General features: G+C 72.2%; 21 protein-coding genes and 1 tRNA gene. 6 read left to right on the top strand and 16 right to left on the bottom strand.

All coding sequences use genetic code 11. The features are described 5' to 3' along the window. Positions 1-95: 95 nt before the first annotated feature. Entirely contained in the window at positions 96-557 is a 462-nt protein-coding gene (locus tag ACYVOM_RS28115; protein WP_460306529.1) for a hypothetical protein, read from the bottom strand. A 350-nt stretch (positions 558-907) separates the two neighbouring features. Continuing rightward, positions 908-1,375, bottom strand: a complete 468-nt coding sequence (locus ACYVOM_RS28110) for a hypothetical protein (RefSeq protein ID WP_460306528.1) — start codon at positions 1,373-1,375, stop codon at positions 908-910. A 346-nt stretch (positions 1,376-1,721) separates the two neighbouring features. Here ACYVOM_RS28110 and ACYVOM_RS28105 point away from each other — a divergent pair, with 346 nt between their 5' ends. Next, the gene (locus tag ACYVOM_RS28105; protein ID WP_460306613.1) at positions 1,722-2,657 is read left to right on the top strand and encodes a DUF2207 domain-containing protein; all 936 of its coding nucleotides are present in this window, start codon (positions 1,722-1,724) and stop codon (positions 2,655-2,657) included. 31 nt (positions 2,658-2,688) lie between these two features. Here the strand turns inward: ACYVOM_RS28105 and ACYVOM_RS28100 are convergent, their stop codons facing one another. The 13 genes from ACYVOM_RS28100 to ACYVOM_RS28040 all read right to left on the bottom strand — a co-directional run bounded on the left by ACYVOM_RS28100 (position 2,689) and on the right by ACYVOM_RS28040 (position 16,310). Then, the gene (locus ACYVOM_RS28100; RefSeq protein WP_460306527.1) at positions 2,689-3,639 is read right to left on the bottom strand and encodes an L-threonylcarbamoyladenylate synthase; all 951 of its coding nucleotides are present in this window, start codon (positions 3,637-3,639) and stop codon (positions 2,689-2,691) included. Between the two features lie 4 nt (positions 3,640-3,643). After that, positions 3,644-4,510, bottom strand: a complete 867-nt coding sequence (gene prmC / locus ACYVOM_RS28095; protein ID WP_460306526.1) for a peptide chain release factor N(5)-glutamine methyltransferase — start codon at positions 4,508-4,510, stop codon at positions 3,644-3,646. Continuing rightward, positions 4,510-5,565, bottom strand: a complete 1,056-nt coding sequence (gene prfA / locus ACYVOM_RS28090) for a peptide chain release factor 1 (protein ID WP_460306525.1) — start codon at positions 5,563-5,565, stop codon at positions 4,510-4,512. The genes prmC and prfA overlap by 1 nt, the downstream gene beginning before the upstream one ends. 107 nt (positions 5,566-5,672) lie before the next feature. Beyond that, on the bottom strand, positions 5,673-5,894 hold the full coding sequence (rpmE, locus tag ACYVOM_RS28085) for a 50S ribosomal protein L31 (protein ID WP_460306524.1): 222 nt from the start codon (positions 5,892-5,894) through the stop codon (positions 5,673-5,675). Positions 5,895-6,006: 112 nt separating this feature from the next. Then, the gene (locus tag ACYVOM_RS28080) at positions 6,007-6,633 is read right to left on the bottom strand and encodes a response regulator (RefSeq protein WP_460306523.1); all 627 of its coding nucleotides are present in this window, start codon (positions 6,631-6,633) and stop codon (positions 6,007-6,009) included. A gap of 52 nt (positions 6,634-6,685) precedes the next feature. Next, on the bottom strand, positions 6,686-7,981 hold the full coding sequence (locus tag ACYVOM_RS28075) for a sensor histidine kinase (protein WP_460306522.1): 1,296 nt from the start codon (positions 7,979-7,981) through the stop codon (positions 6,686-6,688). A 184-nt stretch (positions 7,982-8,165) separates the two neighbouring features. Then, on the bottom strand, positions 8,166-10,121 hold the full coding sequence (gene rho / locus ACYVOM_RS28070) for a transcription termination factor Rho (protein WP_460306521.1): 1,956 nt from the start codon (positions 10,119-10,121) through the stop codon (positions 8,166-8,168). A gap of 299 nt (positions 10,122-10,420) precedes the next feature. After that, on the bottom strand, positions 10,421-11,341 hold the full coding sequence (thrB, locus tag ACYVOM_RS28065; RefSeq protein WP_460306520.1) for a homoserine kinase: 921 nt from the start codon (positions 11,339-11,341) through the stop codon (positions 10,421-10,423). Then, entirely contained in the window at positions 11,338-12,393 is a 1,056-nt protein-coding gene (gene thrC / locus ACYVOM_RS28060; protein ID WP_460306519.1) for a threonine synthase, read from the bottom strand. Before thrC ends, thrB begins: the two co-directional genes overlap by 4 nt. A gap of 111 nt (positions 12,394-12,504) precedes the next feature. Next, the gene (locus tag ACYVOM_RS28055; protein WP_460306518.1) at positions 12,505-13,773 is read right to left on the bottom strand and encodes a homoserine dehydrogenase; all 1,269 of its coding nucleotides are present in this window, start codon (positions 13,771-13,773) and stop codon (positions 12,505-12,507) included. A gap of 11 nt (positions 13,774-13,784) precedes the next feature. Then, on the bottom strand, positions 13,785-15,209 hold the full coding sequence (gene lysA, locus ACYVOM_RS28050; RefSeq protein WP_460306517.1) for a diaminopimelate decarboxylase: 1,425 nt from the start codon (positions 15,207-15,209) through the stop codon (positions 13,785-13,787). Next, positions 15,206-15,853 carry a hypothetical protein gene (locus ACYVOM_RS28045; protein ID WP_460306516.1) on the bottom strand — a complete coding sequence of 216 codons (648 nt, stop codon included), beginning with the start codon at positions 15,851-15,853 and terminating at the stop codon, positions 15,206-15,208. The genes lysA and ACYVOM_RS28045 overlap by 4 nt, the downstream gene beginning before the upstream one ends. A 76-nt stretch (positions 15,854-15,929) precedes the next feature. Further along, on the bottom strand, positions 15,930-16,310 hold the full coding sequence (locus tag ACYVOM_RS28040; RefSeq protein ID WP_460306612.1) for a response regulator transcription factor: 381 nt from the start codon (positions 16,308-16,310) through the stop codon (positions 15,930-15,932). 125 nt (positions 16,311-16,435) lie between these two features. On the opposite strand from ACYVOM_RS28040, the gene ACYVOM_RS28035 reads away from it, so the two are divergent. The 5 genes from ACYVOM_RS28035 to ACYVOM_RS28015 all read left to right on the top strand — a co-directional run bounded on the left by ACYVOM_RS28035 (position 16,436) and on the right by ACYVOM_RS28015 (position 19,751). Beyond that, positions 16,436-16,507, top strand: a tRNA-Arg gene (locus tag ACYVOM_RS28035). A gap of 387 nt (positions 16,508-16,894) precedes the next feature. Further along, positions 16,895-17,203: an integration host factor, actinobacterial type gene (gene mihF, locus ACYVOM_RS28030; RefSeq protein WP_123668907.1), complete on the top strand. Its 309-nt coding sequence runs from the start codon at positions 16,895-16,897 to the stop codon at positions 17,201-17,203. A 199-nt stretch (positions 17,204-17,402) separates the two neighbouring features. Then, positions 17,403-18,140, top strand: coding sequence for a hypothetical protein (locus tag ACYVOM_RS28025; protein WP_460306515.1), 738 nt, complete (start codon positions 17,403-17,405; stop codon positions 18,138-18,140). Positions 18,141-18,279: 139 nt separating this feature from the next. Continuing rightward, positions 18,280-18,801, top strand: a complete 522-nt coding sequence (locus ACYVOM_RS28020; protein WP_460306514.1) for a hypothetical protein — start codon at positions 18,280-18,282, stop codon at positions 18,799-18,801. Between the two features lie 56 nt (positions 18,802-18,857). Then, positions 18,858-19,751: a ribonuclease Z gene (locus tag ACYVOM_RS28015; RefSeq protein ID WP_460306513.1), complete on the top strand. Its 894-nt coding sequence runs from the start codon at positions 18,858-18,860 to the stop codon at positions 19,749-19,751. Between the two features lie 6 nt (positions 19,752-19,757). Here ACYVOM_RS28015 and ACYVOM_RS28010 read toward each other — a convergent pair whose 3' ends face one another. Continuing rightward, positions 19,758-21,959: a hypothetical protein gene (locus ACYVOM_RS28010; RefSeq protein WP_460306512.1), complete on the bottom strand. Its 2,202-nt coding sequence runs from the start codon at positions 21,957-21,959 to the stop codon at positions 19,758-19,760. Positions 21,960-21,975: the final 16 nt, after the last annotated feature.

Below are 21,975 nucleotides of genomic sequence, written 5' to 3'. Positions count from 1 at the left end.
CACTCCCGGCGGTCAACGCGGAATCGGCCCGGGCATCGTATCCGCGCCCCCCGTTCCCTTTCCGGCGATCGCCCGAGGAAGGGCACGCGGATTTTTCAGAAGAGTTTCCGCCAGGCCCCGTACTTGCGGCCCTTGGTGGTGCTGGTGGATTTCAGGGCCACCTCGCGGACCTGGAAATGGGTCGCGGGCGTCGCCCAGAAGAGGCCGTAGTTCATGGTGAACGGCTGGTCCATCGGCTTTCCGTTGGGGCGCACCCGGAAGTAGACCTCCGACAGGACCCATTTCCCGGCGTCCCAGGCGCGGAACTGCACGCCCGGTGACCAGCCGTTCTTGGCGAAGTCGCGCAGCTCCCCCCGCACCGAGACCGGGGCGTCGTCTTCGAGGGTGTAGGTGCCATAGGCCTTGACGGACTTCAAAGGCTTGGTCTTGCCCTCAGGGGTAGACCACTTCTTCGTCACCTTCGCGCGCGCCGCTTCCGCCGCCGGCGCCCCCTGGGCGGGAACCGCCCAGCCCGCGGCCAGTACGGCCGCCGAAGCCACCACCGCCATGCGCCGCATGCCCCGACTCCTTCACTCGCTCACCCGAATTTCCGAAAGTGGACTGTACCGACCGCGCAATGGCGCCTCATTTCCCCCGGTCGCCGAATTGGCACGATCAGATGAACATCGCGTGCCCGCCGAACCTCCGCAGTCCACCCGGCATCTAAGCCGCCCGCCGACAGGCCTCCCATGCCCTTCCGACACCACAGGCGGCCCACCTCGGCCGACTACGCAGCGCAGGCGACGCATCACACCCGAATCCAGGTTGCATGTGATGTGCACCACATCGCAGATGCGAATTCCCGAAACAGAAAACCCGGCACCTCGGAGGGTGCCGGGCTTCGGGAGCCGAACGGGGGATCGAACTCCTAGTAGAGGCTCTTCCACGCACCGGCCTTGCCGGTCTTGCCCCCGTAGGTCGGCTTGAGCGCGATCTCGCGAACCTGCAGGTGGTTGCCCTTGGCGGTCCAGACGTGGCCGACGTTGTAGCTGACCTTGATGTCGACGGGCGTGTTGGTGCCCTGACGCTCGAGGAAGATCACCTTCGACGGCTTCCACTTGCCGTTCTGCTTGATCCGGAACTGCACGCCCGGGCCCCAGCCGTTCCCGCCGACGTAGTCGTGGAACGTCGCACTGATCTTCACCGTGCTGCCGGATCGCGTGTACGTGCCGTTCACGTTGATCGACTTGAGGATCTTGGTCTTGCCCTTGTGGGTGGCCCACTTCTTCGCGGCGGCCTTGGCCTCGGCGGGCGCGGCTCCGGCGGGGGTGGCGACCAGACCCATTCCGACGCCCAGGGCGACGGCGGTGGCAGTCACCGCAGCAATACGGCGCATGTGTTCACTCCTTGATCTCTCGCCTACTCGGTGGGGGACTGTAGCGGTTTGTTAAAGATCAGGTTTATGCGCCGCATACGTGGGGATTGCCGTGGGCCGAAATCGCGAGATTTCGGGAACCTTGGGATCGCTCTTCACATCGAAGACGGGATGCGGGAGCGGAGATCATGACGTTCAGTGAGCACTCGTGACGGATCTACCAGGGGAAACACGGGGTGCATGCAAGTGATCACCGATGTGCGTCAGGTTGCATGTGACCTTCTTCACATTTGTGGTGCTGGGTGGCTTTTTCGTTTGCGGGAACTGCTGCGGGCTGCGCTGCGTCCGCGAAAGACTGCACCCGGTGATGAAGCGACGCCCCTCCCCCACCGGCCTCGTCATGGCGGCCACCCTGGTGTTCCTCGCGTTCCTGCCGGTCCTCTTCCGCGGGCAGCAGTCCGCGGAGGCGAGCGTCCCGAACTTCGACGCGCTTCTCACCGTCGCCGAGAACGGCACCGTGCACGTGCGGGAGACCTTCACCGTCGACTACACCGGCAGCGGGGAGGCGGGGATACTGCGGCGGCTGCGCCAGCGGGAGGGCGACCACGTGCACCGGATCGAGCGCGTCGCGGTGGCGAGTCCGACCTTCGCGCCCGTCAACCTGACCGTCCGCGACTTCGGGCACGAGCGCCAGCTCAGGATCGGCGCGGGACACCCCGTCTCCGGCCGCCACACGTACGTCCTGGACTACGACGTCGTCGGGCTGGTGCATCGGGGTGGGGCGCAGGACGAGCTGCTCTGGAACGCGCTCGGGCCCGGCTGGCCCCATCCGCTCGGCGAGGCGACGGTGCGGATCCACGCCCCCGCCGTGTTCGCCGCAGGATGTCTCGCCGGCCGCTCCGGCGCCCAGACCGTCTGCGCGGGCGGCCCGAGCGGGCCGGGGAAGGCCGAGTTCCGCCAGTCCGGGCTGCGGCCCGGGGAGGGCATGGTCGTGCGCGCCGCGTTCACCTCGGGCGCGCTCGCGCCCGTCGCCGCCGCGACCGCCCCGCCCCACCTCGGGTTCACCCCGTGGGGGTGGCTCGTGCTGCTGTCGGCGGTGCCGCTCGGCATGGTGCTGCACGGCCGCAGCCCGCTGCCACTGCGGCGGGCCCTCCTGCTCGCGGGCGGCTTGCTCGTCGTGCTCGACCTCGCCGACGACGTCGTCAAGGGCGGCCCGTGGCAGACCGCCGTCGACGACAAGCTGCTGTGCGGGCTCATGCTGCTCGCCCTGGCCCGGGTGGCCACCCGCCGCACCGCGGAGTGACCGGGACCGCCGGACGCGCTCGGCGTGGGACTCAGGCGTCCTTGGGCGGAAGCTCCCGGTACGGGAACTCGTCGGCAGGAGCGTCCTCGACGGGCTCGACGGCCTTCTTGCCGAAGTCGACCGAGCCGTCGTTCGCCGCGTCCTCCTTCGCGAACGCGTCCTTCGCAGGAACTTCGTTCGCGGCATCGTCCTTGGCGGCGTCGTCCTTCGTGAAGGGGTCCTTGACGAGGTCCACCCCGCCGGGGGCGCCGAACTCCTCCTTGAGGGCCTCGGCCGCCACGGCCTCCTCGATGGCGCGGGCGGCGGGCGACAGGTCGTCGTCCTCGTCGCCGAGGAGCTCGTCGCGCAGCAGCACGCCGCACACCGAGCGCAGCCGCGCCTCCGGGATCACGCCGCGGCGCAGCAGCTTCGGCAGCGTGCCGGTGAGGTCGATGATGCTGGAGGCGGGGCCGCCGTTCGACGGGCCGTTGTCCAGGTAGACCGAGACCGCGTCGCCCAGCATCTCCTCGGCCTCGGCGATGGTCCGCGCGGCGGGGTGCCCGCTCAGGTTCGCGCTGGAGACCGCCAGGGGGCCGGTCTCGCGCAGCAGTTCGAGCGCCAGGTCGTGCAGCGGCATGCGGACCGCGACGGTGCCCTTGGTGTCGCCCAAATCCCAGGCGAGGCTCGGGTTGGCGTGGCACACGACGGTGAGGGCGCCCGGCCAGAACTCGTCGATGACGTCCTGGCCGTAGGGGCCGAGGTCGTCGATCAGCGCGGTCGCGGCCCGGACGGAGCCGACGAGCACCGGCGGCGGCATGTCCCGGCCGCGGCCCTTGGTCTCCAGCAGGAGCCGCACGGCGGACGGGGTGAACGCGTCCGCGGCGATCCCGTACACGGTGTCGGTCGGTATGACGACGACCTCACCGCGGCGCAGGCAGGACGCTGCGTCCGCGATGCCCCGGGCCCGCTCCAGGGGGTCCGAGCAGTCGTAGTGTCGGCTCATGGGACTACTCCATCGAGGTCGTGAGGCGGGCCGTGACGTACCGGTCCCGGTCGGTGAGGTCGCGGCGGTTGCGCACGTCGCGCCAGCCATGCTCCTCAGCGAAGATCCAGTAGACCGGGGCCCCCTGGAGATCGCTGTGCTCGACCGCCACGAATCCGCCCGGGCGCAGCAGCCTCCGGGCCGTGCGCTCGACCGCGCGGACGGCGTCGAGCCCGTCGTCGCCGCCGCCCCACAGGGCCGGCGCCGGGTCGTGCTCGCGCACGTCGACCGGAACATACTCCCACTCGCTCATCGGGATGTACGGCGGGTTGCTGACGACGAGGTCGACCCTGCCGTTCAGCTCCGGGAGCGCGCCCGCGAGGTCGCCCTGGTGCAGGGTCACCTGGCCGCGGGTGTCGAGGTCGGCGATGTTCTTGGCGGCGTGCCGGTGGGCGTCGTCGTCGAGTTCGACGGCGTGCACCCGGGCCTGCGGGACCTCCTGGGCGATCGACAGCGCGATCGCCGCGGAGCCCGTGCCGAGGTCGACCACGACGGGATCGGCGACGTCCATCTCGCGCAGCCGGTCGATGGCCCAGCCCGCGACCACCTCGGTCTCGGGGCGGGGCACGAAGACGCCGGGGCCGACCGTCAGCTCCAGGTAGCGGAAGTAGGCGCGCCCGGTGATGTGCTGGAGCGGCTCGCCCGCCTCGCGGCGGGCCACCCCCTCCCAGTACCGGGCGTCGAAGGCGCTGTCGGGGAGCGTGTGCAGCTCACCCCTGCCCACTCCGTGCACGAAGGCGGCCAGCTCCTCGGCGTCGGCGCGCGGCGATGCCACCCCGGCTTCGGCCAGCCTTGCCGTGGCGCGCGCGATCTCGTCGAGAAGCAAGTTCATTACTGCTGAATTTCGTCCAGCCGGCGTTCCATGTCGGCGTCCACCAGGGCCTTGATGACGGCCGTCAGATCTCCGTCCATCACCTGGTCGAGGTTATACGCCTTGAAGCCCACGCGGTGGTCGGAGATCCGGTTCTCCGGGAAGTTGTAGGTCCGGATCCGCTCGGAGCGGTCGACCGTGCGCACCTGCGCCTTGCGTTCGGCGGAGGCCGCGGCGTCGGCCTCCTCCTGCGCGACGGCCAGCAGCCTGGAGCGCAGCACCCGCAGCGCCGACTCCTTGTTCTGCAGCTGGCTCTTCTCGTTCTGGCACTGCACGACGGTGCCGGTCGGGATGTGGGTGATCCGGACGGCGGAGTCCGTGGTGTTGACCGACTGGCCGCCCGGCCCGCCCGAGCGGAACACGTCGATCCGCAGGTCGTTCGGGTCGATCTGGACGTCGATCTCCTCGGCCTCGGGGGTGACCAGCACGCCCGCCGCCGAAGTGTGGATGCGGCCCTGGGACTCGGTGACGGGCACCCGCTGCACGCGGTGCACCCCGCCCTCCCACTTGAGCTGCGACCAGGCGCCTTCCTTGGACTTCACGGCCATGGTGACGCTCTTGTAGCCGCCCAGGTCCGACAGCTGCGAGTCGATGATCTCGGTCTTCCACCCGATCCGCTCGGCGTAGCGGCCGTACATCCGCAGCAGGTCCCCGGCGAACAGGGCCGACTCCTCGCCGCCCTCGCCCGCCTTGATCTCGACGATCACGTCCTTGTCGTCGTTGGGGTCGCGCGGGACGAGCAGGCGCTTCAGGCGCTCGTTCAGCTCGCCGATCTGGCCCTCGATCGCGGTCGCCTCCTCGGCGAACGCCTTGTCCTCGGCGGCCAGCTCGCGGGCCGCGTCCAGATCCTCCTCGGCCTGCGCCAGCTCCCGGTACGTCTCGACGATCGGGCGCAGGTGGGCGTACCGCTTGCCCAGGTCGCGCGCCTTCTTCTGGTCGGCGTGCACGGCCGGGTCGCCGAGCGCCAGCTCGATGTCGGCGTACTCGCGCAGGAAGTCGTCGAGGTCGAAGTTCACCGGTCAGCTCTTTCTCAAGGCTCTGGTTCGGACGAGGAGGGAAGGAAAAGCAGTGGAGCCCGGCACACGGCTGCGATCACAGCCGCGGCCGGGCCCCCGCCGCACCCCTACTTGCCCGCGGCCTTCTTCTTGCCGAAGCGGGCCTCGAACCGGGCCACGCGGCCACCGGTGTCGAGAAGCTTCTGCTTGCCCGTGTAGAACGGGTGGCACTGGCTGCACACGTCGGAGCGGATCTGGCCGCTCTCCACGGTGCTGCGGGTGGTGAAGGTCGCCCCGCACGTGCAGGTCACTTCGGTGACCACGTAGTTGGGGTGGATCTCGGGCTTCATGGATGATCTCCTTCGAGACGGCCCCGGGTCGGCCGCGACATCTCGCGATCGGGAACCGGAACCTGTGAACCCCTCCAGTATGACGGATACCCGAACATGCCGGGACCAGCGTCTATTCCGCGGCCCTGAGCTGGGCGAGCACCGCCTGGACGCGCCGGTGCACGCCCCTCGACTGCTCGAGTCCGAGCTTGGTGAAGATCGCCGAGATGTGCTTCTCGACCGCGCCCTCGCCGATGAAAAGGGCCTTGGCCAGCCCCGCGTTGGACAGCCCCTGGGCCATCAGCCCGAGCACCTCGCGCTCCCGCGGCGTCAGGTCGCGCAGGGGGTTGCGGCCGAGGAGCTGGGCGACGACCTCGGGGTCGATCACGGTGCCTCCCCCGGCCACCTCCCGGACCGCGGCGGTGAACTCCGCGACGTCGGAGATCCGCTCCTTGAGGAGGTAGCCCACGCCGCGCGCTCCCCCGCCGAGCAGTTCGGCCGCGTACTGCTCCTCCACGTACTGCGAGAGGACCAGCACGGGCGTCGGCCGGATCGCCAGGGCGGCCCGCAGCCCTTCGTCGCCGAATCCGGGCGGCATCCGGACGTCGGTGATCGCGAGATCGGGGCGGAGGTCGGCGACCATGGCCACGAGCGCGTCGCCGTCGCCGCAGGCCCCGACGGTCTCGACGCCCTCGTCGGCGAGCAGCCGGACCAGGCCCTCCCGCAGGAGGACCGAGTCCTCGGCGATCACGACGCGCACGGCTCCGCCCCTTCCGTTCGCCAGGACCCTCTCGTTCACCTGGACCCACTTGTCACCAGGAACAGGGTAGGACGGCCCGGACGACCGTCGGGCCCCCGACGGGGCTGTCCAGGGTGAGGGCGCCGTCGATCGTCGCGGCCCTGTCGGCGAGCCCGGCGAGGCCGCCGCGCGGGGTGAGCGCCGCGCCTCCCCGCCCGTCGTCGCGGATCTCCACGACGACGTCGGCGCCCTCCCTGCGCGCCTCGACGGCGGCCTGGGCCGCGCCGGCGTGCTTGGCGACGTTCGTCAGGGCCTCGGCGACGGTGAAGTAGGCGATGGACTCCACGGCCGCGGGAGGCCGCTCGGGCAGGTCCACGGAGATCCGCACGGGCACCGGGCAGCGCGCGGCGAGGGCCGACAGCGCGGCCTCCAGTCCCCGGTCGGTGAGGATCGCCGGGTAGATGCCGCGCGCGAGGTCGCGCAGTTCGGCGATCGCGGCGCGGGCGCCCTCGTGCGCCTGCTCGATGAGCGCGCGGGCGGCCTCCGGATCGTTGTCGATCTTGGTGCGGGCGCGGCCGATGTCCATCGCGACCCCGAGGAGGCGCTGCTGGGCGCCGTCGTGCAGATCGCGTTCGATGCGGCGGCGCTCGGCCTCGGCGGCGTCCACCCCGCGCGCCCTGCTGGCCTGGAGCTGGGAGGTGCGGGCGCGGAGCGTCTGCTTCTCCGACGGCCCGAGCAGCGCCTTGGCGAGCGCGACGTGCATGACGCTCACCGCCTTGACGACGTAGAGGGACAGCACAAGGCACACGATCCCGAGCAGCATGAAGGGAAGCCCGTCGTACCAGGAGCCGATCCGCGGCTCGTAGTTCCCGAAGTCCGGCACGAAGCCCTCGTTGATCTGCCCGCCGACGGGGGCGAAGATCAGCGCGGCGGTCACCGCCCACATCACCATCGAGCCGACGAAGTAGCCCAACGCCAGCGGTATCCGGATGATCTGGAACGCCAGGTCCTTCCAGGTGGCCGGGTCGCCGAGGATCGTCCTGCCCTTGGCCAGGAGCGAGCCCTGCGGGGTCTGCCGGTAGGGGTCGGGGATACGGGTGCCGAAGACCGCGCCGATGAGCCGCCGGTCGAGCATGGAGCCCGAGCGCAGCAGCAGCAGGAGCAGCGCCCACACGAGCAGCCCGACCCAGATGATCGTCGTCGCGGCGGCCAGCGGGACCCCCGCGGCCAGGATGACGAGCCAGGCGAGCCCGAGGGGCGAGCTCAGCGGGAAGTACAGCGCGGCCTTCCAGACCGCGGCGTCGCGCATCAGGTCCTGGGGCTTGGGGACGGCGATGACGCTCGGCTGGCGTCCGGCGGGGTCTGCCATCGCGGATCTCTCCTTCTCTCTCGACGTCCTCAAGACTTCCGGAACGCGAGGCCGCCGACCATGGTGCGGCCCTCCGTCCACAGGGTGGGGATAACCCCCGGACGCCGACGGGGAGGCGCCGCGCGAGAAAAAAAGCGCGAGGCCCGCGCGGCGAACCGTGCGGGCCTCGGGGCTGGTGCGGGGATCAGTCGTGCGCGACGGTCGTCTTCTGGACCTGGAGCAGGAACTCCGCGTTCGACTTGGTCTCCTTCATCTTCTCCAGGAGCAGCTCCAGCGCCTGCTGGGTGTCCAGGGCGTGCAGCACCCGGCGCAGCTGCCAGACGACGCGCAGCTCCTCGGGAGCCATGAGGATCTCCTCCTTGCGGGTGCTGGACGCGTCGACGTCCACCGCCGGGAAGATGCGCTTGTCGGCGAGCTGGCGGGAGAGCTTGAGCTCCATGTTGCCGGTGCCCTTGAACTCCTCGAAGATGACCTCGTCCATCCGGGAGCCGGTCTCGACCAGCGCGGTGGCGAGAATCGTCAGCGAGCCGCCGTTCTCGATGTTGCGGGCCGCGCCGAAGAACCGCTTGGGCGGGTACAGCGCGGTGGAGTCCACACCACCGGACAGGATGCGGCCCGAGGCGGGCGCGGCCAGGTTGTAGGCGCGGCCCAGACGGGTGATCGAGTCCAGCAGCACGACGACGTCGTGGCCCAGCTCCACAAGGCGCTTGGCCCGCTCGATGGCGAGTTCGGCGACCGTGGTGTGGTCCTCGGCGGGACGGTCGAAGGTCGAGTGGATGACCTCGCCCTTGACCGACCGCTGCATGTCGGTGACCTCTTCGGGCCGCTCGTCGACGAGGACGACCATGAGGTGGCACTCGGGGTTGTTCTTGGTGATGGCGTTGGCGATCGACTGCATCACCATCGTCTTGCCGGCCTTCGGCGGGGACACGATCAGACCGCGCTGGCCCTTGCCGATCGGGCTCACCAGGTCGATGATCCGGGTCGTCAGGATGTTCGCGTCCGTCTCCAGGCGCAGCCGCTCCTGCGGGTACAGGGGGGTCAGCTTGGAGAACTCGACGCGGCCGCGGGCCTGCTCGGGCTCCATGCCGTTGACGGTGTCCAGGCGGACCAGCGCGTTGAACTTCTCGCGCCGCTCGCCGTCGCGGGCCTGGCGGACCGCGCCGGTGATGACGTCGCCCTTGCGCAGGCCGTTCTTGCGGACCTGGGCGAGCGAGACGTAGACGTCGTTCGGGCCGGGCAGGTAGCCGGTCGTGCGGACGAACGCGTAGTTGTCGAGGATGTCCAGGATGCCCGCGACGGGGATGAGGACGTCGTCGTCGGAGACGACGGGCTCGGCCTCGTAGCGGTCCCGGCCGCCGCCGGTGCCGCGGCCCCGGTTGCGCTCGCGGAAGCGGCGTCCGCGCCGCGAGCCGCGCTCGTCGTCGTGCTCGGCGACCTGCTGGCCGCCGCCCTGGCGGTCGCCGCGGTCCTGGCGGTCCTGGTTGCGGTCGCCCCGGTCCTGACGGTCGCCGCGGTCCTGACGGTCGCCGCGATCCTGGCGGTCACCCCGGTCCTGACGGTCACCGCGCTCCTGGCGCTCGCCCCGGTCCTGGCGCTCGCCCCGGTCGCGCTGGCGGTCGCCGCGCTCGCGGCCGCTGCGGGTGCGCTGACGCCCCTCGCGCCGGCCCTCGCCGCTCTCGCCGTGCTCCTCGCCGGACCGCTCCTGGCGGGCCTCGCCCTTGGCCTGCTCGGCGGGCCGCTCCTGGCGGGTCTCCTGCTTGACCTCCGTGCGGGCCTCGGCCTGCTCGGCGTCCTCACGCGGGGCCGCGGCGCGGGCGCGGCGGGTACGGGTCGGCTCGGTCGTGGCCTCGGCCTTGACGTCGTTCCTGGCCTCGGTGCTCCTGGCCTCGGCGGCCCGGCCCTCGGCCTTCGTCTCGGGCTTGGCCGCCGCCCCCGCGGACGCTCCGCCCTGCTTCTCCTGAATGGCAGCGATGAGCTGGCTCTTGCGCATCCCCGTGGTGCCGCTGATGCCGAGCTGCGACGCGAGGGTCTTCAGCTCCGGAAGCACCATCGCGGACAGCCCGGTGCCGCGGCGGGCGCGCTTGGGCGCGGGCGCGTCGGCCGGCGCTTCGTTGAGCAGTTCGCTGGATTCGCTCACAAAGGGTCCTTCCCAGGGAGCGGGTGTGGGCCGATAGGAGGCCGATCTACCCGATGTTTCGACTCGGCGGGGGCGCCGAATCCGGCGATCAATTCGCCATGCGGAAATTCCGAAGACAGCCAGATGATCGCGTACTCGTCCCCAAGCCGAAGGGAATCAGAAGTGGAGAGCCTGGTGCACGGGCGCATCGGCGTTGGATATGCCGATGGGCCTACGGCCCCGAGCAGTGGAAACCCGAGCGGGGCATCTGGTGCGGCTTCCAGCCTAACACCACCACGGCGCACTTGTATTCCCTGAGGTCAGCGTGTTCGCGAGTCGCGCGGCTGCACGCGGGCACCGTACGGGCTGACGTTCAGCCGGTACATATCCCAGCCATTACCCGCATCGGTTTCGGGCCAACCGGGAGTAGGCCACCCGAACGCCAGAACTGTAGGCCCGGCCCCGGAGATCACGGCCGGCACTCCCGCCCGACGGAGCCGTTCCACCAGCGCGGCGGAGCCCGGCATCGCGGGCGCGCGATACGACTGGTGCAACCTGTCCTCGGTCGCGTCCAACAGCACGTCGTAGCCCAGTTTGCTGGTCAGTGCCGCGATGAGCAAGGCCGCGCGGGCAGAATTCGCCGCGGCGTCCGCGTGCGGGACGGTCTCGGGCAGCAGACCGCGCGCACGCTCCGTGGCGAGGCGCTGGTCGGGGACGAAGACGGTGACGGGAACGTCGATGTCGAGGCGGACGAGCCTCGTCTCGGCCGCAGGGCCCGTCCAGGCGATGGTGAGGCCGCCGGCCAGGCAGGGCGCGACGTTGTCGGGATGGCCCTCGATCTCGGTGGCGAGGGCCAGGGCGTCATCGTCGGAGAAGCCGCCGCCTTCGGGGTGCAGAGCGCGGGCCGCGGTGATCCCCGCGACGATCGCCGCCGAGGACGAGCCCATGCCGCGGCTGTGCGGGATGCGGTTGACGCAGTGCAGCCGCACGCCCGCGGGCGAGGGGGTGCCGCCGATGCGGGCCCAGGCGAGCCGGAACACCTTGACGATCAGGTGGTCCTCGCCGAGTCCGGCGAGTTCGGCGCCCTCGCCCTCGATCGTGATCTCCACGCCGTCGCCCGCGAGTTCGACGGTGACCTCGTCGAAGTAGGTCAGGGCGAGGCCGAGGGAGTCGAAGCCCGGCCCCAGGTTGGCGCTGGTGGCCGGCACTTCGACGGTGACGCCGGTGACGCTCTGGCTCATGCGAGGCCGAGCGCGGTGGCGGCCTCGTGCGCGTCCACCCGGACGGTGGTCGGCTTCGGGGCGCCGGAGATCGCCCAGTCGGGGTCCTTCAGGCCGTTGCCCGTCACGGTGCACACGATCTTCAGGCCGGGCTGGATCGCGCCCTGCTCGCGCGCCTGGAGCAGGCCCGCGACCGACGCCGCCGAGGCGGGCTCGACGAAGACGCCCTCCTCACGGGCGAGCAGCCGGTAGGCGGCGAGGATCTGCCGGTCGGTGACCGAGCCGATCGCGCCGCCGGACTCGTCGCGCGCGGACGAGGCGAGGTCCCAGGACGCGGGGTTGCCGATCCGGATCGCGGTCGCGATGGTCTGCGGGTTGCTCACCGGGGCGCCCGCGACGAACGGCGCGGCCCCGCTCGCCTGGAAGCCCATCATCCGGGGCCGCTTGGTGGAGACGCCGTCGGCGGCGTACTCCTTGTAGCCCATCCAGTAGGCCGAGATGTTGCCCGCGTTGCCGACGGGCAGGCAGTGGATGTCGGGCGCGTCGCCGAGCGCGTCGACGATCTCGAAGGCGGCGGTCTTCTGGCCCTGGAGCCGGTAGGGGTTCACCGAGTTGACCAGCGCGACCGGGTAGTCCACCGCGAGCTTGCGGGCCAGCTCCAGGCAGTCGTCGAAGTTGCCGTCGACCTGCAGGAGCCGGGAGCCGTGCACGAGCGCCTGGGCGAGCTTGCCCATGGCGATCTTGCCCTGCGGCACCAGCACCGCGCAGGTCATCCCCGCGCGCACCGCGTAGGCCGCGGCCGACGCCGAGGTGTTGCCGGTGGACGCGCAGATGACGGCCTTGGCGCCTTCCTCGGCCGCCTTGGAGATCGCCATGGTCATGCCGCGGTCCTTGAAGGACCCCGTCGGGTTCAGGCCCTCGACCTTGAGGTAGACCTCGCAGCCGGTCTGCTCGGACACCCTGTGGGCGGGCACCAGGGGGGTGTTGCCCTCGAGGAGCGTCACCACGGGAGTCTTGTCGCTGACCGGCAGCCGGTCACGGTATTCCTCTATCAGCCCGCGCCAAGCGCTCACGGCTTTTCCTCCTGATGCGTGCCGCCGGGGCGGCGTCCGGCCCACGCCCGAAAGGGGCATCACCGAACCGGGGATTGACCTGCCTTTATGGAACGCGAGTCTAGACGAAGATCAGATGTCGCCTTCGACGCGCATGACCGAGGCGACCTCGCGGACCGAGGGGTGGCTGCGGAGGGACTCGACGGTGGCGCCGAGGGCCGCGTCGGTGGCGCGGTGGGTGACGATGACGAGGCGGGCGTCCTCGCCGCTGCCCTCCTGGCGGACCGCCTGGATGGAGACGCCGTGGCGCGCGAACTCCTCGGCGACCTGGGCGAGCACGCCCGCCTGGTCGGCGACGTCGAGCTGGACGTAGTACCGGGTGACGGTCTCGCCCATCGGCAGGATCGGCAGCGCCGCGTAGGTGGTCTCCACGGGGCCGGACGCGCCGTTCACCCGGTTGCGGGCGACCGCGACGATGTCGCCGAGCACCGCCGACGCCGTCGGGGCGCCGCCCGCGCCCGCGCCGTAGAACATGAGGCTGCCCGCGGACTCGGCCTCGACGAACACCGCGTTGTAGGCGCCGCGCACCGAGCCGAGCGGGTGGGTCCTGGGGATCATCGCCGGGTGGACCCGCACGGCCACGCCCCGGTCGCCGTCGCGCTCGCAGATCGCGAGGATCTTGACGACGCAGTCCATCGCCTTGGCGCCCGCGACGTCCTGCGCGGTGACCTCGGTGATGCCCTCGCGGTGCACGTCGGCCGCGGTGACGGGGGTGTGGAAGGCGAGCTGGGCGAGGATCGCGGCCTTGGCGGCGGCGTCGAAGGCCTCCACGTCGGCGGTCGGGTCGGCTTCGGCGTAGCCGAGCGCCTGCGCCTCGGACAGGGCGTCGGCGAACCCGGCGCCGTGCGTGTCCATCTGGTCGAGGATGTAGTTGGTGGTGCCGTTGACGATGCCGAGCACCCGGTGGACGCGGTCGCCGACGAGGGACTCGCGCAGCGGGCGCAGCAGCGGGATCGCCCCGGCCACCGAGGCCTCGTAGTACAGGTCCACGCCGAACTCGCGGGCCGCGCCGAACAGGGTCTGGCCGTCCTCGGCGAGCAGCGCCTTGTTCGCCGACACGACCGACTTGCCGGACTTCAGGGCGCCGAGGATCAGGGACCGCGCGGGCTCGATCCCGCCGATCACCTCCACCACGATGTCCGCGTCGGCGCGGGTGGCCAGGCCCATGGCGTCCGTCGTCAGCAGGTCCGCGGGCACGCCCTCGCGCACCCGGTCCGGCCGGCGGACGGCGATGCCCGCCAGCTCGACCGGCGCGCCCACGCGCGCGGCGAGATCGGCCGACTGCTCCTGGAGCAGCCTGACGACCTCGGTGCCGACGACACCGCATCCCAGCAAAGCCACCCGCACCGGTTTCACGGCTGTCCAACCTCCATGTCGAGCCTCAAAAGATCGGCGACCGTCTCCCGCCGGACGATGACCCGCGCCTCCCCGTCCCGCACCGCCACCACGGCGGGCTTGGTCAGGTGGTTGTAGTTGCTGGCCATCGATCGACAGTAAGCGCCCGTGGCGGCGACGGCCACCAGGTCTCCGGGCGAAATATCTTCGGGCAACCATAGGTCACGCACGACAATGTCCCCGCTTTCGCAGTGCTTGCCGACAAGTCTGCTGAGCATGGGGTCTGCGGCGGAGGACCGGCTGACGAGGCCGGCGGTGTACTCCGCGCCGTAGAGGGCGGTGCGGAGGTTGTCGCTCATGCCGCCGTCGACGCTCACGTACGTGCGGATGCCTTCGACGTCCTTGATCGTGCCGACCTCGTACAGGGTGATCCCGCCGGGGCCGACGATCGCGCGGCCGGGCTCGACCGTCAGCGTCGGGACGGGCAGGTCGTAGGACTTGCACTCGCGGGCGACGATGTCGCGCATGTTGTCGGCGATGAGCTTGGCGTCGATGGGCTCGTCGCCTTCGAGGTAGGCGATGCCGAAGCCGCCGCCGAGGTCGAGCTCGGGCAGGACGACGCCGTGCTCGTCGCGGATCGCGACCAGCAGTTCGGCGACGCGGTGGGCGGCGACCTCGAACCCGTCGGTCTCGAAGATCTGCGAGCCGATGTGGGAGTGCAGGCCGACCAGCTCCAGCTGGGGCAGCGCCAGGATGCGGCGCACGGCCTCCAGGGCGGCGCCGGAGTTGCGGGAGAACCCGAACTTCTGGTCGTCGTGGGCGGTGGCGATGAACTCGTGGGTGTGCGCCTCGACGCCGGTGGTCACCCGGACCATGACCTTGGGCCGCAGGCCCAGGCGCTCGGCGTGGAAGCCGAGACGGGCGATCTCCTCGTAGGAGTCGACGACGATCCGGCCGACGCCCGCCTCCAGGCCCATGACGAGTTCTTCGGCGGACTTGTTGTTGCCGTGCATGGTGATCCGCTCGGGCGGGAACCCGGCGGCGAGCGCCAGGGCGAGCTCGCCGCCCGAGCACACGTCGAGGCCGAGGCCCTCTTCGGCCAGCCAGCGCACGACCGCGCCGCACAGGAAGGCCTTGCCGGCGTAGTGGACGCTGCCGTCGTGGCCGCCGGCGCTGGAGAAAGCCGCGGCGTACTCGCGCGCGCGCTGGCGGAAGTCCTCTTCGTCGACGACGTACAGCGGGGTGCCGAACTCGCTCGCGAGGTCGCGCACGTCGACGCCGCCGACGCGCAGCGCGCCTGCTCCGTCCCCGCCCTCCTGGCGGAGCGCGGTCCGCGGCCAGACGGCAGGGGCCAGGTCGTTCAGGTCGGCCGGGGCCGGCGAAGGGTTGTCTTCGGGCAGGACGTTCTCGTGCCTGCCGCCCGCCGGGTGAACTCTGCTCACAATCTCTCTCTTGGGGTCTCTCCGAGCCTGCGCAGCCCGTTGCTCAAGGTGACGCGCACGGCGTCGGCGAGGATGACTCGGGCGCCGTGCGAAGGGGTCGGCTCCTCGCGGAAGGTCTCGTGGACGTCGTGGTAGGCGTCGGCGATCCGTTCCAGCTGGAGCACCGGTTTTCGGTGCCCGTCGAACCCCGCCAGCAGCCCGAGCAGCTTCCGCTCGCCGGGCGCGGTGAGCGCCGCCGGGTCGCCCTGCGGGACGCCGAGGTCCCGGGCGCGGCGCACGGCGGAACAGGCGCGCTCGTAGGCGAACCTGACGCGGAAGCCCGGGTTGTGGAACGTTCTGGGGAAGTCCGCCCATTCCGCCCGGATGGCCGTGCCCGTCCCGTAGGCCGAGTCCCGGGTGATCGCCTCGGCGATCCGGCCGGGCTCGCGCAGCCCGACGGCGAGCAGCGGACCGCGTGTCTCGACATGTGAGATGTCGGGGTGCTCGGCGACGCGGTCGGCGATCGGCCCCGCGGGCAGCCCGTGGCGTGCCGCGACGGGCGACACGTAGGTGTCCTCCCAGGTGATCGCCGCGGTGGGCACGGTGATCCCGGTCACGGCGCGCACCGCCATGACGATCACCGCGTCGAGGTCACCGGGAGTCACGGTCCCGAGGGTAGCCGACCAGCATGTGGACGACCCAACCGTTATCAGGACCCGCCCGGACACCCGGGAGCGCCGACTAGGACGGCGGCCTCGGCGGAGGCACCGCCGCCGACAGCCGACGCACCGTGCGGATCAGCTCCGCCGGGTCGAACGGCTTGGTGACGTAGGCGTCGACGCCGATCTCGATGCCGCGGTCGAGGTCGCGCTCCTGCGCCCGTGCGGTGATCATCACGACCCGGATGTGCGCGGTGCCGGGGTCCTCGCGGAGGCGGACCGCGGTGATCCACCCGTCGAGCCGCGGCATCATCACGTCGAGAGTGATCACGTCGGGGGCGACCTCGCGGACCTTGTCCAGGCAGTCCCTCCCGTCGACGGCCGTCGCGACGTCGAACCCTTCAAGCTGCAGGTTCACCGCGATGAGCTGCCGAATCACCTCGTCGTCATCGACGACCAGCACCCGCCCGAGCTTCTCGACCACAAGGCTGAGGCTAGCCTTACCGGTGCCATGGCGCACTTGAAACGAACTCGTGCGCGCCCCCGGGCGAACCCTGGTACTGTTGTTTCCCGTTGCACAAGCGACAAGCTCCCGTAGCTCAGGGGATAGAGCGTTGCCCTCCGGAGGCAAAAGCGCAGGTTCGAATCCTGCCGGGAGCGCACGAAGCGGCGCGACGAAGGCGTGAGTCCCCGGACTCGCGCCTTCTTCTCTTCTCCCGCCCCTCCCCCGCGGAATATCCAGCCCCCTCCAGGGCGTTGCATGCCTATGGCCCCTCCGCACGCAACGCAATCAGGAGGAGAATGAACACCGTCGTCCGACGCCGCGAACAACCCGCCCATCCCGCGCTCAAAACCCACTCCCTGCGCCTTCTGGCCGTGGCCGCGCGCCTCGACCGGCAGACCGAAAACGATCACGATGGGTCACCGGACACCGTCAGATCGAACTAATCCGCTGCTCAAGTGGGCATCGGCCGGTCCTCTTCGCCATGATGGTCACTACGTCCGTGCCGACGGTGCGGACGGTTCGATCAACAACGAGGAGAAACGATGGCTCTGCCGACGCTGACCCCCGAGCAGCGGGCCGAAGCTCTCGCCAAGGCCCAGGAGGCCCGCAAGGCCCGCAGCGAGCTGCTGGCGGCGCTGAAGGCCGGGACGCTCAAGCTGGCCGATGTGCTGGCGCGCGAGGACACCGTGGCCAAGAAGACCAAGGTCACCCAGGTCCTGAAGGCGCTGCCGGGCTACGGCCCCGCCAAGGTCTCCGCCCTGATCGAGAAGCTCGGCATCGACGAGAACCGCCGCGTCGGCGGCCTCGGCGAGCAGCAGCGCGCCAAGCTCCTGGCCGAGATCGGCGGCTGAGGCGCCCCCGGCCGACAGGCCCCTGCACGGAACCCCGCCATGCGCGCGCATGGCGGGGTTCCGCCGTTTTCGGACCGGTTTTCCGGCGTTACCCCGCGCATTACCACGCAGGTGAGGGGGCGTGCGGGCACTTCGAGGAAGCATAACGAAAGCAGGAAAAAGCCCAGCCGAATCGCCTCGGCTATGCAACTCTCCCCCCGTGAGCAGATACTCAGCGTCGCACGCCGCTGCCCCTACGTCGCGAGGGCATGTGGTCGTGGCGTCCGTCCTCCCCGTCATCGCCCTGTCCGGCTGGGCCGTCGTGGGTCTCGCCCTGCTGTCGACAGGGACCGTTCCCCCGGCCGAGCTGAGCCTCGCGGCCCCGCGCGCCGAGCAGACCGTGGACTGGGCCGAGGTGCCGGAGCCGACCCGGGTCGCCGCGCCGCGCCTCGAGGTCCCGGAGCTGACCACCGCGGGGAACGCGACCCCTCTGTCGTCGCGGCCCGGCGCCGTCGGCGGCGTCCCGCCCGTGCAGCCCTCGGGCCACGCCCCCGCCGCCCCGCAGGACGCCGGCACCGACGAGACCGAACCCCAGAGCGCTCCCGGAAAGCCCCAGGACGGCCCTGAGACCGCCGCTGAGGAGGTCGGACACCCGGCCGCTGCCGAACCGTCCCACGGCCCCGTCCTCGCCGCGGCGAGCCCTTCGCAGCCCGCGTCCCCCTCCGCCGAGGACACGCCGGAAGAAGCACCCGAAAGCGGCGAGCCCGCGCCGCACCCCGCGACCGGGCACCCCCACGCCCAGGCGACCGCGACAGCCTCGCCCAAGGGCGGCAAGGCGGGCTCGGGCCGGGCGCGCGGGCCGCTGCGGCACCTCGCGCACCGGACCAAGGCCTGCGGCGACACGCTGCGCACTCTCTGGCGCTGCCCGAATCTCCCCGTCAGCCTCCGGCTGCCGTGAGCCGCGTCCGGCCCCAGGTGGCGGGCTGGTAAAGCGGGGGTGCGCATTCTCCTTATCTGGACGACGTGGGCGGTGGTGGGCGCGGTGGGTGTTTAGGATCGCAGCGTCCTTGGCGGGCTCAGACGGGTCGGGGGTTGCGATGGGCAGATCGCGGGTCGGGCGGCGGGTCCGGCCGCTGTGGCGCTGCACCGGGCGTTCCTATGCGGGCCGGGTCTACGACCCGGCTCGGTACCGCCTGGCCCCTGCCGAGCCGTGGCTCACCCTCGCGGAACTGGCCCGGGCCGCCGACCCCGAGAACGCGGCGGCCTGGCAGCCCGCGACGGGCCTGGTGTGGGACCGGCGCGAGTTCCTCGACCAGCCGTGGGTGTCGGACTGGATGGCCGACTGGGACGACGGCGAGTACTTCTGCACGGCGATCCTCGCCCGCTACGGCGACTTCATCCCCGCGGACCTCGCCGTGCTGGAGGCCGTCGCGATCGACTTCCAGGGGATCGAGACCGTCGGCCACGAGGCGAGCTTCGTCCACGAGAGCCACGTCAACGGCTTCGCCGGAGTGGACGACCTGCACCTCGCCCTGCACAGCCTCTACCGCGACCACTGGATCGTCCCGCTGACCGACGGCACCGTCGTCTCGCCCCGGCTGATCCTCACCTCCGTCTAGCGGCGGCCCCGAAAAAGGGCGTGCCTTACGGGGTTCCTTCCCGCGAGGATGGGGCCATGTCCGCCAGGGAACTCGTCGTGCTGGGCACCGCCGGAGCGGTGCCCACGCGGCGCCGCAACCACAACGGGTACCTGTTGCGCTGGGACGGCAACGGCGTCCTGTTCGACCCCGGCGAGGGCACCCAGCGGCAGATGTCCCACGCGGGCGCCTCCGCCACGGAGCTGCGCTGGCTGTGCGTCACCCACTTCCACGGCGACCACGCCCTGGGCGTGCCCGGGATCGTGCAGCGCCTCGGCAGGGACGGCGTCCCGCATGACGTCCACGCGGTCTTCCCGGCCGAAGGCGCCCGCTTCTGGGAGCGGCTGAAGCACGCGACCAGCTACTACGGCGCCCCTTCGCTGGTGGAGCATCCCGTCTCCGGGCCCGGCGAGGTCCTGGAAGGTGACGGCTTCGCCCTGACCGCCCTCGCGCTGGACCACAGCATCCCCACCTACGGCTTCCGCCTCGCCGAGCCCGACGGCCGGACGTACCTGCCCGAGCGCCTGCGCGCGCACGGGATCTCCGGCCCTGCGATCCGCGAGCTGTCCGGGGCGCTTCTGGAGGAGTGCACGGTCCCGCGTCCCGGCCAGAAGGTCGCCTTCGTCATGGACACCCGGCTGTGCGACAACGTCTACGCCCTCGCCGACGGCGCGGACATGCTCGTCATCGAGTCGACGTTCCTGGACGCCGAGACCGACCAGGCCTTCGAGCGGGGGCACCTGACCGCGCGCCAGGCGGGCGAGGTCGCGCGGGCCTGCGGGGTGCGGACCCTCGTCCTCACCCACTTCTCCGAACGGTACGACGAGGCCTGCGACCCGCTCTTCCTCGAGCAGGCGGACTTCCCCGGCGCCGTCCTCGCGCACGATCTCGACCGCGTGCCCGTGCCCCCGCGCCGCGCCGTGAGCCCGTGAGCCCCGCTAGGACTCCAGAAGATCGAGGAGTTCGGCGAGCAGGGCCGGGACGGTGTCGGGGTACCAGCCCGCGGGCGGGGTCTCCGTCGCGCCCAGCGCCTCCTCCAACTCGGCGATCTCGGCGTCGGGGAAGGGCCAGGCGGGCAGGCCCGTCCGCAGCCTGCACTCCCGGACGATGGCGGCGATCCGCTCGGCCTCGGGGTGGGTGTCGGCGTGCAGGACGAGGGCGAGGCAGCCGGCCCTGACCCCGGTGAGGACGTCCCGCCGCTCGACGGACCTGCGCAGCATCCGCGCGGTCCGGCGGGCCGCCGAGGGGGCGTCGCCCGAGAGCCGGGCCGCGTGCGCGAACGCCTCGTCGTAGGCCGCGAGCAGGACCGGCGCCTGCGCGGCCGGGCCTCCCGTCAGCGCCTCGCCCCGGGCCAGGGTCTCGGCGGCCTCGGGAAGGTCGCCGTCGACCATGCGCGCCCACCCGCGCGCGAGCAGGGCCCTGGCCCCGACGGCGCCACCCCGGGACGTCAGGGGCGCTGTCCTGGCCAGGCACTCGACGGAATCGCCCGCGCGCAGATGGACGAAGGCGGCCTCCTCGGGAGCGGGCAGCGGCCCGGCCGCCTCGGCCTCGGCGAGGAGGGCCAGCGCGTCCTCTTCGCGGCCCAGGCAGGCCAGCGCGACCGCGAGGGAGGGCAGCACCGCGGTGATCGCGCGCGGGTCGCCGGACGCGCGCGCCTCGGCGGCGGCGCCCGCGACCAGGGCCGCGGTGCTCGGGTGCGCCGCGCTCAGGTCGAGGTCGACGAGGCGGCCCAGCACCTCGGCGCGGCGGCGCAGGCCGCGCGGCTCCACCCCGAACAGGCCGAGCGCGGTCTCGTAGTGCGTCCTCGCCTCGGCCCCGTCGCCGATCCCGGCGCGCAGCGCGCCCGCGCGGGCGTGCAGGAGGCCCGCCTCGTGCCGGGGCAGCCCCGCCGGGTGGTGCAGCGCCCGGAGCGTCCAGGCGAGGGCCTCCGCGGGGCCGGTGTCGTCGGCGAGGTCGGCGCCCGCGGCGCCCAGCAGGTCGGCCGCGGCGCGGACCGAGGCGGGGCCGGCGTCCGGCCGCAGCGCCCAGGCCAGCGCGGCGAGGGTGTCGGCGGCGGCGGCGCGGCGGCCTTCCAGCGCGGTGAGCAGGCAGTAGGCGAGCAGCCTGTCCCGCAGCAGGGCGGGGTCGGCGCAGCGGGCCGCGCACGACTCGGCGAGGCCCTGCCGCAGGGTGCCCTCCTCGGTGAGCAGGCCCGCGACGGTGAGCGACTCCAGCAGCTCCGGCACCTCACCCGCGCTGAGCGGGTCGTGGCCGCAGACCGCGGCGACGGCGTCGGGCCCGGCCGGGCCCGGGAAGACCGCCATCCGGCCCAGCAGGACGGCCTCGCGGGCGGGCAGCAGGTCGGGCACCCAGTCGGCGACCTCCGACGGCCACGGCAGCCCGAACGCGGCGTGCAGGTCGCGGCGGCGGCGCAGATGGTCGCGCAGCCGCGCGGCGGAGACCCTGCCGAGCAGCGCGCCGGCCAGCTCCAACGCGAGCGGCACCCCGCCCAGCAGTTCGGCGAGGTCGGCCCGGGTGTCCGGCGCGCCTTCGGGGGCCGCGTGGCGGGGCGCGGGCGGGCCGAGGAGGGCGGGGGCGCTCGGCCGCGGCAGCAGCAGCCGCACGGCCGCGCCCCCGTTCAGCGGCGGCACCTGCCAGACCCGCTCGCCCTCCGCGCCGAGCGGCTCCCGGGAGACCGCCACGACGTGCGCGCCGGAGCCGCCCGCCTCGCGGACGGCCCGGACGACGTCCTCGACGACCCGGCGGGCCCCCGCCGTCAGCTGTCCGGCGTTGTCCAGGACGAGGAGCGCGCGCCGGTCCCGGACCGCGCCGAGCAGCGTCGAGAGCGGCCCGGACGGCCCGTGTGCCAGGCGCAGGGCCGAGACGAGGAGGTCGGCGGCGGCGCCGGAGGCCGCGTCGGGAGGCAGCACGGCGCAGTCGGCGAACGCGCAGCCGTCGGGGTAGCGCGGGCCGAGCAGGGCGGCGAGTCCGCGGGCCAGGGCCGACTTGCCCATGCCCGCGGGTCCGGTGAGCGTCAGCGCGCCGTAGGCGGGCAACAGCCCTGCCAGCTCCCGCAGTTCGGCGTCTCGGCCGACGAGGCCGCGGCGGGCCGCCGGCAGCGGGGAGGTGTCGAGGGTGTCGCGCAGTCTCAGGTCGAGCATTCCCGGCTCCGTAAGG

The organism is Actinocorallia aurea, from assembly GCF_054783995.1.
Note: the sequence above shows the minus strand (reverse complement) of the source record. Positions and strands in the feature narration are given on the sequence as shown.

Bases quoted from the DNA above. Each gene is read 5' to 3' on its own strand.
- thrB (WP_460306520.1), bottom strand. From the start codon at position 11,341: ATGAGCCAGAGCGTCACCGGCGTCACCGTCGAAGTGCCGGCCACCAGC.
- ACYVOM_RS28010 (WP_460306512.1), bottom strand. From the start codon at position 21,959: ATGCTCGACCTGAGACTGCGCGACACCCTCGACACCTCCCCGCTGCCG.
- rpmE (WP_460306524.1), bottom strand. From the start codon at position 5,894: ATGAAGCCCGAGATCCACCCCAACTACGTGGTCACCGAAGTGACCTGC.
- ACYVOM_RS28115 (WP_460306529.1), bottom strand. From the start codon at position 557: ATGCGGCGCATGGCGGTGGTGGCTTCGGCGGCCGTACTGGCCGCGGGC.
- ACYVOM_RS28100 (WP_460306527.1), bottom strand. From the start codon at position 3,639: ATGAGCCGACACTACGACTGCTCGGACCCCCTGGAGCGGGCCCGGGGC.
- ACYVOM_RS28110 (WP_460306528.1), bottom strand. From the start codon at position 1,375: ATGCGCCGTATTGCTGCGGTGACTGCCACCGCCGTCGCCCTGGGCGTC.
- mihF (WP_123668907.1), top strand. From the start codon at position 16,895: ATGGCTCTGCCGACGCTGACCCCCGAGCAGCGGGCCGAAGCTCTCGCC.
- ACYVOM_RS28105 (WP_460306613.1), top strand. From the start codon at position 1,722: ATGAAGCGACGCCCCTCCCCCACCGGCCTCGTCATGGCGGCCACCCTG.
- ACYVOM_RS28020 (WP_460306514.1), top strand. From the start codon at position 18,280: ATGGGCAGATCGCGGGTCGGGCGGCGGGTCCGGCCGCTGTGGCGCTGC.
- prmC (WP_460306526.1), bottom strand. From the start codon at position 4,510: ATGAACTTGCTTCTCGACGAGATCGCGCGCGCCACGGCAAGGCTGGCC.
- ACYVOM_RS28075 (WP_460306522.1), bottom strand. From the start codon at position 7,981: ATGGCAGACCCCGCCGGACGCCAGCCGAGCGTCATCGCCGTCCCCAAG.
- ACYVOM_RS28015 (WP_460306513.1), top strand. From the start codon at position 18,858: ATGTCCGCCAGGGAACTCGTCGTGCTGGGCACCGCCGGAGCGGTGCCC.